Genomic DNA, 10,664 nt, shown 5'->3' on the forward strand with positions numbered 1-10,664 from the left:
CGCCGTACTGGTTTTTGTTAATCCACTATACAAAGCAATTTATCGGAGATGATGAAAAAAGTGGGCTTGAAGGGTCGGTCTGTCTGCAAAATGCCGTCTGAAGGCTGTTGGTGCGTTCAGACGGCATTGTTGTTATTTGATTTTGAAGTGCAGCCAGGCGACGTGCCCCTGTTTGAGGTAGCGGAAGGTTTCATTGAGGTTGCCGACGGGCGGCGGATGGTCGCCGACGATGATGACTTCTGTGCCTTTCATTTCGGGGCGTTGGATCAAATCCGCCAGTTGGTCGAAGAATTGGGTGTGCAGGCTGAAGTTGCGGCAGAGGTCGGTTTCGGCGGGCAGGCCGTATTCGGTGCATTTGAGCCTGTGGTTGAAAATGTCGGATTCGGGATAGTCGGCGTGGCTGGTCAGCGTCATCCAGTAAAACAATCCTTTGCTGTGTTTTTTGAAAAATGCCGACACTTCGCCGAACAGCTCGCTGTCGCACACGCCGCCGAAAATGGCGCAGGTTTTTTTACCGATCAGGTTTTCGGCGGTTTTGATTTCTTGAAAGCCCGCCCTCGGATACCAGCTGAAGCGGTCATAAAGCGAACTGCCCGCGCCGTGCATCGCAAAGGTGGCGTAACCTTCTTGTTTCAAACGGTTGGGGAGGCAGCGGGCAAATTTTTCGTCGGGCGCGCGGCGCAGTGCGAACCCGCGCAAACCGCCGTAGGCGCACAGTTCGCGCATTTCGCCTTCGACCGTCGCGCCGATAAAGGGAAAACTGCCGCTTTCCCAAACCGAAAAACGGTCTTTTTGCGCCAGCAGTTTGGCAAAAGTGGCGTTTTGAAGTTCGGGATTGGCCGGCAGCCCCCAAGATTCGGCGACGATAAAGAGGATTTTTTGAGATTTCGGCTCGTTCAGATGCGTGGCGGCACGCTGTTGATTGCCCAAGGGGAGGAAGACGGGATCGACCAGGCCGGCGGTAATAAAGTCGGCATTCTGGCTGACGGTGTAGAGCATCGCCTGACTTTTGGCGTAGTAGAAGTTGTTTGCGCCGAAGATATTGGCCATCCGACCCCGGTCGTAGTAACTCAAATGGCCGGTGAAATAGCCGGCTGCCGCCACAACGGCGGCGCAGACGGCAATGTGCCGGAAGTCGGTTTTGGCGGCGGCTTTCTGCAACACAAACGGCATCGCCAGCATATACAGCAGCAACAGCCCGGTCATTATCTGATAAGGGGCGGGGGCGGTCAGGATGAAGGGGACGAGGTTGATGGCGCCGATGAGATCCATAAAAGGGAAGAGTTGGATCACCATCATCAGCCCGTCAAACAAAACCGCCAGCCAAAACGCCAATACGCCGGCAATTTTGACGAAACGCCAAGGCAGGGCGATCAGCAGCGCGGCGGGAAGATAGTCCAAATTGACAATCGGGCGGGCGGTGGCGGTCAGCAGTGCCAAAACCCAAAACACCGCATTGGGGGCAAGCAGTATCAGCAGGGACAGCAGCAGCCGTTTCGGCAGGAATGGCGGCAGCGTCCATTGTTTGGAGAGCAGGGGGTGAATATTCATCGTATTTCCTTTTCGGTTGAAACTTCGCCACTCGGACATCTGTCCTTCGGGGCGGCAGGATCAGACTTTATTTGGGAGGCGTAACCCCTTCCAAATCAGGGCAACACATAGGGCGGTGCTTTATGTGTCGTCCTGTGTGTTGAAACATCTGCATTTCTTTCTGAAACAGGGGTATTTAAAACAGAGAACCGGATGGCGGAACGATGCCGTCCGGGCGCGAAAATGCGGCACGGTGCGGCAGGGGGCGCGCATGCGTGTCGGGGAAAGGAAAACAGGGAAAGGAGGTGGGCTGAAACCCTGCCTGAAGAAAAGGCGGGTTTGAGGGGCGGGAAAAGGGGAATGCGCCGCGCGGAAAGTGCGTGCGTCGGCAGTAAGGGGGGTTATAATTTTTTGCTTGCTTGCTTGCTTGCTTGCTTGCTTGCTTGGCGTTTGTTTGTTTCGCATTTTGGGAGGGGCGGCGGATACGGTGTATCGCGCCGCTTTTTTCAGATTCGGATAAGGATGGTGGGGCTGTTGTCCGCAATCGGGCGGTGCGGTTTTACATTACGTCCAACACATCGATGCCCAGCAAATCCAAGCCTTGTTTCAGCGTGTCGCCGGTCAGCTTCGCCAGTTGCAGGCGGCTGTTGCGGCTTGCGCTTTCGGCTTTGAGTATCGGACAGGCTTCGTAGAAGCGGCTGAACAGGGTCGCAATTTGATAGAGGTAGGCGGCGAGGTAGTGCGGATACGCCGTGTCCGCCACGCTTTGCAGCACGTTTTCAAATTTCAGCAGCTCAGCGGCCAGTTGTTTTTCCAGCGGTTCGGTCAAAACGGTTGGCGCATTTGCATCCCATTCGCCTGCTTTGCGGAACACGCTTTGCACGCGGGTGTAGGCGTATTGCAGATAGGGGGCGGTGTTGCCTTCAAACGAGAGCATGGCGTCCCAGTCGAACACATAATCGCTGGTGCGGTTTTTGCTCAAATCGGCGTATTTGATTGAGCCGATGCCGACGGTTTTGCCGATTTTAGCGGCTTCATCCGCGCCCAATTCGGGATTTTTTTCTTTCACCAAAGCGGTGGCGCGCTCGACGGCTTCGGTCAGCAGGTCAACCAGTTTTACAGTGTCGCCGCTGCGCGTTTTGAACGGTTTGCCGTCTTTGCCCATCATCGTGCCGAAGCCGACAAATGCCGCGCCGACGTTTTCCGGCAGATAGCCGGCTTTGCGTGAAGTGGTGAAAAGTTGCTCAAAGTGCAGGGCTTGGCGATGGTCGACGACGTACAGCAGGCGGTCGGCATGAAGCGTGCCGACACGGTAGCGCAGACACGCCAAATCGGTGGAAGCATAAAGGAAGCCGCCGCCTTGTTTTTGCACGATAAATGCGGCGGGTTCGCCTTCTTTGTTTTTAAACTCGTCCAAGAACACGACTTTCGCGCCGTCGTCTTCGACCGCCAAGCCTTTTTGAACCAAATCATCGACCACGGCTTGCAAATCGTCGTTGTATTTCGATTCGCCTGCCACGTCTTCAGGGCGCAGCTTCAAGCCCAGCGTGTCGTAAACGGCTTGGGCGTGCGAGAGCGAAATATCGACAAACTGTTTCCACAATGCCAAAACGGTTTCATCGCCGCCTTGCAGCTTCACAACGTATTCGCGTGCGGTGTCGGCAAAGGCAGGGTCTTCGTCAAAGCGCACTTTGGCGGCGCGGTAAAACTGCTCCAAATCCGCCAACTCGAACGCGGCATTGTCTTTTTGCTGCTCGACCAAATAAGCGACCAACATGCCAAACTGCGTACCCCAGTTGCCGACGTGGTTTTGACGGATAACGGTATTGCCCATAAATTCTAACACGCGCGAAATGCTGTCGCCGATGATGCTGGAACGCAGGTGGCCGACGTGCATTTCCTTCGCCAGATTGGGCGAAGAATAGTCGATAACGACGGTTTGCGGTTTGTCGGTTTTTGCCACGCCGAAACGTGCGTCGTTCAAGGCCGTCTGAATGTTTTGCGCGAGAAATTCGGGGCGCAGGCGCAGGTTGATAAAACCGGGACCGGCGACTTCCGCGCTTTCGATGACGGCGTTGCCTGCCAATGCGTCGGCGACCTTTTGCGCCAACTCGCGCGGGTTTTGTTTGGCTTTTTTCGCCGCACCCATCACGCCGTTGATTTGGAAATCGCCGTGTTCGGCGTTTTTGGTCGGCTGCAAAACAATAGGGCTGTCGGCGATGCCTGCGGCGGCAAAGGCGGCGGCGGCTTCGTGTTCGACGGTTTGATGTAGGTTCATGAAGTTCGGTCTTTCGGTTAAATTCAAATCAGGCGGTATTTTAAAAGATTTTATGCGGCAGAAACAGGAATTGTGCGCTTTTTCTGCCGGTTTACGGCGTTTCGGGTTCGGGTACGTCGAACACTTGGCGCAGGTAGGCGAGGAAGGTGCTGTTGTTGGTCATGGTTTTGCCCGGAGAGTCGGACAGCTTGGCGACGGACTGCCCGTTGCATTCGACCAGTTTCAAGACGATATTCAAGGGCGTATGCCCCATATCGTTGGTGAGGTTGGTGCCGATGCCGAAGCCGGTTTTGAAGCGGTCTTTGAAATATTGGTGCAATGCCCAAGAGCGTTCGATGTCCAGCCCGTCGGAGAAGGTCAGCATTTTGGTGCGGCTGTCGATTTTGAGCTTTTGATAGTGGGCGTAGGCTTTGTCGCCCCAAACGTAAGGGTCGCCGCTGTCGTGGCGCAGCCCGTCGAAAAGTTTGGCGAAATAGAGGTCGAAATCGCGCAGGAAGGCATCCATACCGACCACGTCGGTCAGGGCAACGCCCAAATCGCCCCGGTATTCGTGCACCCAGCTTTCGAGCGCGGCCTTTTGGAAATTCCGCAGGCGTACGTCGAGGGCCTGGAATGCCTGCAGGAACTCGTGCGCCATGGTGCCGATGGGGGTGATGCCGAGTTTTTTGGCGAGAAAGACATTGCTGGTGCCGCGCACGATGCTTGGGGCGGCTTCGAGCAGGGTGCGGATGACGTGTTCCTGCCACGCGAGCTTGTAGCGGCGGCGCGTGCCGAAGTCGGAAATCAGGAAGGGCGGTTCGTCGGGGTTTTGTGCGGCGGCGATTTCTTTGAGGCGCACGGCTTTGGCTTGAAGCCGGCGTTCGCCTTCTTCTATGACTGCAGGGGTTTCCAGGCGGCGGAAGTAAAGTTCGTTGACAATGGCGAGGATGAAGATTTCAAAAAACATCGCCTGTATCATCGGACCTTCGATGCGGATGTTCAGACGGTCTTTATCGTCTGTGCCGATTTCGACAAAGCGGCGTTGGAGCTGGAAGAGTTCGAGATAATCGACAAAGTCGCTTTTGATGAAACGCAGGCTGCGGAGGTAGCCGAGTTCGTCATGGGTAAAGCGCAGTTGGCAGAGCGCGTCGAGTTCGACTTCCAAGTCTTCTTTGATGTCGGCAAGCGGATAGACGGTCGAGGCGTTGCGGCAGCGGAATTCGTAAAGGCTGTGCGTCTGCGGAAACTGGTGCAGAACCACTTGCAGCATAGTGAATTTGTAGAGGTCGGTGTCAAGCAGCGAATGTATGATGCCGGTCATATGGCGTGTCTCCCGATTTTTGGTGGCGGCTTGGGGCGTATTAGAACACATCGCGCCCGCCCCGTGTGCCGGAAATGCCGTCTGAATGCGCCCCCTCATGATTGAGGCTGATTCGAATTTCTCCGAAACCGACTTCCTGCACGATTCTGACCAATCCTTCTTTGGCAAGCTCCAACAGTGAGATGAAGTTGACGACCACGTAAGCCGCGCCCTGTTCGGGATTGAACAGGTCGTGAAACCTGCATATCCCGTGTTTGTTCAAACGGCGCAGGATTGCCGTCATTTGCGCGCGCACGGAGATGGTTTCTTTGATAACTTCGTGGCTGCGCGTATGTTTTGCCCGAGACAAAATACCCAGCCACGCTTGCGTCAAGTCGGTAATATAGACTTCGGGCAGCTTGGCTTCGACGGCAATTTCCAGCGGCAGGTAAGCCCACGCGAAATCCCGTCCGGCTCGGGGCAGCGCGTCCAAACCCTGCGCCGCCAGCTTCATCTGTTCGTAAGCCAGCAGGCGGCGCACCAACTCGGCACGCGGGTCGGCTTCTTCGTCTTCGACGGTTTCGGTACGCGGCAGCAGCAGGCGCGATTTGATTTCAATCAGCATTGCTGCCATCAAAAGATATTCCGCCGCCAAATCAAACTGATAGGTTTCTATTTGGGCGATGTAGTGCAGATACTGCTCGGTAATCTTCACCATCGGAATATCGAGAACATCGATGTTCTGCTTGCGGATCAGATACAGCAGTAGATCCAAAGGGCCTTGAAAACTGCCCAATACGACTTTCAGCGCGTCGGGCGGGATAAACAAATCCTGCGGCAAATCGGTAACGGGTTGGCCGAATACCCATGCGACAGTGTGCTCGGATGGTGCGGATGGGGCAGGGATGGGCGGCATGGCGTGAATCGGTAAGTGGATTTTAATATAAGTTTACAAAAGAAAACAATCTGCCGACATTCACGTATAATGTGGTCGGGCAGATGTTCAGACGGCATTATAACGGCTTTTAAATGCAAATGTTTTGAAAAGGAGCAGGTTGTGAATACGGTCTTGCTAAAACCTCTTAATTAATATAAATGTCTGAATTTTAAGTTTCTTGAGACAATATAATCAGTACTGGCTCTATCTATATAACCAGTAGCTTCTTTTACTTCAATATTATCTACATTACCGTATATTACAGGTAGCGACCCATAAATGATAAATTTATTCCCCAAAATTTTTTTACTAATTGATATATCATCTTCCATAAGTAATTCAGCGTAATTTTTAGCTCTTACTTGAAATCTAAACAATATTTTTCCTGCGTAAATTCTCGCATATGTGGGAGAGTTTATACCATAATCTTTGTATAGATGAACAATAGAAATACATTGTTCATCTATGCAATAATAAGCTACTTTTTGTTGGTCAAGATAACGGCAATATATGTAATACATACTGCAAAGTATTACCACTAATAATATAAAACTTGTTCTTAGGATACATATTTTGCGATAACGTATCTTATGGTATATACCATATACTACAAAAAATATCGGAATAAGCATTAGTAATAAAAATGAAAAAATAACTAAATTATTAACGAATTCCATTAAATAGCTCTCCGATACTTGGTATATTATTAGGAATCATATATTTTATGTTATTTTTTATCCGTATCCTTTGTTGTCTTAAATCATAACCATAGTTTGTTCAAATGCCGTCTGAATCCTGTTTCAGACGGCATTGCTTATTTTTTGTCTGCGATGTGTTCCACCGCCGCCTGTGCGCAATATAGCCCGAACGAAGCGGTAACGAGCATGCTTGCACCGTAGCCGGCGCACGACAAGCCCTGCGGTGCGGCATCGGTAGAACACGCCGCGCCCGATTGCGGCGGCGTGATGTTTTCGGTTGAGAACACGCACGGCACGCGCATATTTGCTTTCGTATCGCGGCTGAATCCGTAGCGTTTCCGCAAGGTGTAGCGCAGGTTGGCAAGCAGCGGGTCGTGGGTTACGCGGCTCAAATCGGCGGTTTGGATTAACGCCGGATTTTTTTGTCCGCCCGCGCCGCCGCTGAGGACAAACGGTTGTTTGCGTTCCACAAAATAAGCCGCCATTGCTGCTTTGACGCGCACTTGGTCGATCGCGTCGATGACGAAATCAAAACCTTTTCCGAAGTATTCCGGCAAATTGTCTTCGGTAACGAAATCTTCAATTTCAAACACTTGGCATTCTGGGTTGATTTGGGCGACGCGTTCGCGCAAGGCGGTAACTTTTGCTTTGCCGAAGTCTCCGGTCAGGGCGTGCAGCTGGCGGTTGACATTGGATTCGGCAACGTTGTCCAAATCAATCAAAGTCAAACGTCCGATGCCCGTCCGCGCCAAAGCCTCGACCGCCCACGAGCCGACACCGCCCACGCCGACTACGCAGACGTGTGCCTGTGAAAAGTGCGCCAAGGCGGAGTCTCCGTAGAGTCTGGCGATGCCGCCGAAGCGTCGCGAAGAGGTCAAAGCGTTGTCGGACATGGTCGAATCCTGCAAGATTGCGTCAAATCAAAAAGTGAACGAAAGCCGGCAAAAAATGCCTGACTGCACGGAAGCGGCATATTATACTGGAAAGCGGTCGGGCTGTTCGGCTGTTGTATAAAGCCCGACGGCGGGTCTATAATGAAACGGCGCAAACTGTCCCTGCGCCCATCCGACAAGAGGGCACCGCGAGGCGGTGCAAAAGGAGAATACGATATGTACAAACATCTGGTTGTTGCCGTTGACGGCAGTGAAACGTCCATCAATGCCCTGAAACATGCCGCCGAGCTTGCCGGGGTCAACGGTGCGCGTCTGACTTTGGTACACGTTGCCAATCCTGCCGAATATATGGCGCTCGCCCCCGAATTTTTGCAACACGAGAGTTACGAGGCAGCCGCCATTGCACAAGGTAACGAGGTTTTGGATGCCGCCGAGCGCACCGCCCGGGAACTGGGTGTGGAAAATACCGTCAAACACCTGCTGGTTGCCAATAAGGGTGCGCGCGAAATGGCGCAGGATTTGGTTGATTATGCCGATGAAAACGGTGCCGACCTGCTGGTGTTGGGCACGCACGGACGTACCGGGCTGATGCACCTTTTAATGGGCAGTTTTGCCGAAACGGTAATGCGCCAAAGCCACCTGCCGCTTTTGATTATCCGCAGCAAAGCCGAAGAGGCGTAGAAATTTTCAGTTTGAAGGCCTTAAATGTGATTTTTCATATTTAAGGCTTTTTAATTTATCTGTTTTTAACGGGAGGGCAGTATGCCTGATTACATCCGCATCTCGCGCGCCGCCGACAGCCTGCGCGATATCAAAATCACCCCTCATTTCCTGCCGCACGCCGACGGTTCGTGCCTTATTGAATGCGGCAATACCAAAGTGATTTGTACCGCTTCCATAGATGAAAACGTCCCGCCGTTTCTGCGCGGTAAAAACCAAGGCTGGGTAACGGCGGAATACGGGATGCTGCCTGCCTCAACTGCTTCCCGGATGCGCCGCGAAGCTTCGGCGGGCAAACAGTCCGGGCGCACACAAGAAATCCAACGCCTTATCGGGCGTTCGCTGCGCGCGGTCGTGGATATGGAAAAACTCGGCGAACGACAAATCTTGATTGACTGCGATGTGATTCAGGCAGACGGCGGTACGCGCACGGCTTCGATTACCGGTGCGTTTGTCGCGCTGCAAATCGCCGTCGGCAAACTGGTTTCAGACGGCATTTTGAGTGAAAACCCCATCCGCGAAGCCGTTGCCGCTGTGTCAGTAGGCGTAGTGAACGGCGTGCCGCTTTTGGATTTGGATTATCCCGAAGACTCCGGTTGCGACAGTGATGTGAATATCGTCATGACCGCATCGGGAAAAATCATCGAAATACAGGGGACGGCGGAAGACGCGCCGTTCAGTTTGGACGAATTGGGCAAACTGGTTGCACTGGCGCAAAAAGGCATAGGCGAACTGCTGCAACACCAGCAAAATGCGTTGTCCGCCGCCTGATTGTCGTCCGGATGCCGTCTGAAAACCGTTCAGACGGCATTTTGTCAACAATCTGAAAGAACAGGTTTTTCGCTGACCGCTGTCAAACGGCAGGCGGGAAAGCGCAGTCCGTTCTTGAACTTCATGTAAAAAATAGTAATAATAGCCGCTTTTCCAGCAAACCATGCTGCCCGACCAATCCCACACAAGAAAGCACGAAACATGGCGTTAATCGTACACAAATACGGCGGCACATCCGTAGGCTCGCCCGAACGCATTAAAAACGTGGCCAAACGTGTCGCCAAAGCCCGCGCCGAAGGACACGACATTGTCGTCGTCGTATCCGCCATGAGCGGTGAAACCAACCGCCTGGTCGCGTTGGCGCACGAAATGCAGGAACACCCCGATCCGCGCGAATTGGACGTGGTTTTGTCCACCGGCGAACAAGTAACCATCGGCCTTTTGGCGATGGCATTGAAAGACATCGGCGTGGATGCCAAAAGCTACACAGGCTGGCAGGTCGCCCTCAAAACCGATACCGCCCACACCAAAGCCCGCATCGAAAGCATTGATGACGAAAAAATGCGTGCCGACCTTACCGCCGGCAAAGTCGTCATCGTTGCCGGCTTCCAAGGCATCAGCAGTGAAGGTAATATTTCCACGCTCGGACGCGGCGGTTCCGACACTTCCGCCGTTGCGCTCGCCGCAGCCCTCAAAGCAGACGAATGCCAAATCTATACCGACGTAGACGGCGTTTACACAACCGACCCCCGCGTCGTACCCGAAGCGCACCGCATGGATACGGTTACATTTGAAGAAATGATCGAACTGGCAAGCCTCGGTTCGAAAGTTTTGCAAATCCGTTCAGTAGAATTCGCCGGAAAATACAAAGTGCGCCTGCGCGTACTGAGCAGCCTGCAAGACGGCGGCAATGGCACCTTAATTACCTTTGAAGAGGACGACAACATGGAAAGAGCTGCCGTAACCGGTATCGCATTCGATAAAAACCAAGCCCGCATCAACGTGCGCGGCGTACCCGACAAACCCGGCGTTGCCTATCAGATTTTGGGCGCGGTTGCCGATGCCAACATTGAAGTCGATATGATTATCCAAAATGTCGGCAGCGAAGGCACAACCGATTTTTCCTTTACCGTACCGCGCGGCGATTACAAGCAGACTTTGGAAATCCTGTCGGAACGCCAAGACAGTATCGGCGCGGCTTCTATTGATGGCGACGACACCGTATGCAAAGTCTCCGCAGTCGGTTTGGGTATGCGTTCGCACGTCGGTGTAGCCGCCAAAATCTTCCGCACGCTCGCCGAAGAGGGTATCAACATCCAAATGATTTCCACCTCCGAAATCAAAGTTTCCGTATTGATTGATGAAAAATACATGGAACTGGCAACCAGGGTATTGCATAAAGCCTTTAATTTGGGCTGATGTTTCACGGTTTGAAACGGACAACGGCACTGCCTTTATCGGGCAGTGCCGTTTTGTCTGCCGCCCGAATGTTCGGACGGCATATTTTGACTTTGGAACAAAAAATATAGTGGATTAAATTTATAGTGGATTAACAAAA

General features: G+C 52.9%; 9 protein-coding genes. 3 read left to right on the plus strand and 6 right to left on the minus strand.

Annotation, left to right across the window (positions count from 1 at the left end; all coding sequences use genetic code 11):
* Window positions 1-132: 132 nt before the first annotated feature.
* The 6 genes from HMPREF2959_RS08505 to HMPREF2959_RS08535 form a co-directional block, all read right to left on the minus strand.
* Window positions 133-1,551, minus strand: coding sequence for a sulfatase-like hydrolase/transferase (locus tag HMPREF2959_RS08505; protein WP_002243297.1), 1,419 nt, complete (start codon window positions 1,549-1,551; stop codon window positions 133-135).
* Window positions 1,552-2,089: 538 nt separating this feature from the next.
* On the minus strand, window positions 2,090-3,808 hold the full coding sequence (argS, locus tag HMPREF2959_RS08515; protein WP_070696679.1) for an arginine--tRNA ligase: 1,719 nt from the start codon (window positions 3,806-3,808) through the stop codon (window positions 2,090-2,092).
* Between the two features lie 91 nt (window positions 3,809-3,899).
* A complete protein-coding gene (gene pncB, locus HMPREF2959_RS08520; RefSeq protein WP_002238126.1) occupies window positions 3,900-5,108 on the minus strand; it encodes a nicotinate phosphoribosyltransferase in 1,209 nt (402 codons plus the stop codon).
* 40 nt (window positions 5,109-5,148) lie between these two features.
* Complete coding sequence (locus HMPREF2959_RS08525) at window positions 5,149-6,003, minus strand: segregation and condensation protein A (RefSeq protein WP_002235968.1); 855 nt, start codon at window positions 6,001-6,003, stop codon at window positions 5,149-5,151.
* A gap of 170 nt (window positions 6,004-6,173) precedes the next feature.
* The gene (locus HMPREF2959_RS08530; RefSeq protein ID WP_002243299.1) at window positions 6,174-6,701 is read right to left on the minus strand and encodes a hypothetical protein; all 528 of its coding nucleotides are present in this window, start codon (window positions 6,699-6,701) and stop codon (window positions 6,174-6,176) included.
* Window positions 6,702-6,838: 137 nt separating this feature from the next.
* Window positions 6,839-7,615 (minus strand): tRNA threonylcarbamoyladenosine dehydratase, encoded by a 777-nt coding sequence (locus tag HMPREF2959_RS08535; protein WP_002243300.1) that lies wholly within the window; start codon window positions 7,613-7,615, stop codon window positions 6,839-6,841.
* 216 nt (window positions 7,616-7,831) lie between these two features.
* Here HMPREF2959_RS08535 and HMPREF2959_RS08540 point away from each other — a divergent pair, with 216 nt between their 5' ends.
* The 3 genes from HMPREF2959_RS08540 to HMPREF2959_RS08555 all read left to right on the plus strand — a co-directional run bounded on the left by HMPREF2959_RS08540 (window position 7,832) and on the right by HMPREF2959_RS08555 (window position 10,525).
* The gene (locus tag HMPREF2959_RS08540; RefSeq protein WP_002243301.1) at window positions 7,832-8,296 is read left to right on the plus strand and encodes a universal stress protein; all 465 of its coding nucleotides are present in this window, start codon (window positions 7,832-7,834) and stop codon (window positions 8,294-8,296) included.
* Window positions 8,297-8,377: 81 nt separating this feature from the next.
* Window positions 8,378-9,106, plus strand: a complete 729-nt coding sequence (gene rph / locus HMPREF2959_RS08545) for a ribonuclease PH (RefSeq protein WP_002235966.1) — start codon at window positions 8,378-8,380, stop codon at window positions 9,104-9,106.
* A gap of 201 nt (window positions 9,107-9,307) precedes the next feature.
* Complete coding sequence (locus HMPREF2959_RS08555; protein WP_002243302.1) at window positions 9,308-10,525, plus strand: aspartate kinase; 1,218 nt, start codon at window positions 9,308-9,310, stop codon at window positions 10,523-10,525.
* Window positions 10,526-10,664 lie beyond the last annotated feature (139 nt).

Source organism: Neisseria sp. HMSC070F02 (assembly GCF_001814225.1).
Classification (GTDB): domain Bacteria; phylum Pseudomonadota; class Gammaproteobacteria; order Burkholderiales; family Neisseriaceae; genus Neisseria; species Neisseria meningitidis.

What these genes read in the sequence shown, in the direction of transcription:
- HMPREF2959_RS08530 (WP_002243299.1), bottom strand. Translation starts at nt 6,701, where the DNA reads ATGGAATTCGTTAATAATTTAGTTATTTTTTCATTTTTATTACTAATG.
- HMPREF2959_RS08540 (WP_002243301.1), top strand. Translation starts at nt 7,832, where the DNA reads ATGTACAAACATCTGGTTGTTGCCGTTGACGGCAGTGAAACGTCCATC.
- HMPREF2959_RS08525 (WP_002235968.1), bottom strand. Translation starts at nt 6,003, where the DNA reads ATGCCGCCCATCCCTGCCCCATCCGCACCATCCGAGCACACTGTCGCA.
- pncB (WP_002238126.1), bottom strand. Translation starts at nt 5,108, where the DNA reads ATGACCGGCATCATACATTCGCTGCTTGACACCGACCTCTACAAATTC.
- HMPREF2959_RS08535 (WP_002243300.1), bottom strand. Translation starts at nt 7,615, where the DNA reads ATGTCCGACAACGCTTTGACCTCTTCGCGACGCTTCGGCGGCATCGCC.
- argS (WP_070696679.1), bottom strand. Translation starts at nt 3,808, where the DNA reads ATGAACCTACATCAAACCGTCGAACACGAAGCCGCCGCCGCCTTTGCC.
- rph (WP_002235966.1), top strand. Translation starts at nt 8,378, where the DNA reads ATGCCTGATTACATCCGCATCTCGCGCGCCGCCGACAGCCTGCGCGAT.
- HMPREF2959_RS08555 (WP_002243302.1), top strand. Translation starts at nt 9,308, where the DNA reads ATGGCGTTAATCGTACACAAATACGGCGGCACATCCGTAGGCTCGCCC.
- HMPREF2959_RS08505 (WP_002243297.1), bottom strand. Translation starts at nt 1,551, where the DNA reads ATGAATATTCACCCCCTGCTCTCCAAACAATGGACGCTGCCGCCATTC.